The 343-nt window shown below is 54.8% G+C and carries 1 protein-coding gene; it reads left to right on the top strand.

Annotation, left to right across the window (positions count from 1 at the left end):
* A partial coding sequence (locus tag ACFOSH_RS43225) for a hypothetical protein (RefSeq protein ID WP_378247488.1) occupies positions 1-276 on the top strand: 276 nt, incomplete at its 5' end.
* Between the last annotated feature and the right edge of the window lie 67 nt (positions 277-343).

The raw sequence follows: 343 nt of genomic DNA, 5'->3' as shown, positions 1-343 counted from the left end.
TTGAGGGATGCGTTGGTGGCGTTGAATGGGGTTCTTGATCAGTATGAGGGGTGTTGGGGTGATGATGAGATCGGGAAGCAGTTCGAGAAGGGTTATAAGGCTGACGCGGATGGGTCCCGGGTAGCTCTTGGCGATATGCATGAGGGAGTGGATAAGACTGTTGCGAGTGTGGACAAGGCTGTTACGGAGTTTGTTGGTTTGGATGAGGATAACGCGAAGGCGTTTGATCACCTGCTGGGTGAGTCCGTGCGGGGTTCGGCCGAGGACTCGAAGTAGTTTGTGATGTTTTCTTCTGCGAGGAGGTGGGCGGATGGCTGAGGGTGGTTCAGTCGAGTTGCCTGCT

This window comes from Amycolatopsis speibonae (genome assembly GCF_042647925.1).
Taxonomy (GTDB): domain Bacteria; phylum Actinomycetota; class Actinomycetes; order Mycobacteriales; family Pseudonocardiaceae; genus Amycolatopsis; species Amycolatopsis speibonae.
This window is presented reverse-complemented; position numbering and strand designations above follow the sequence as displayed.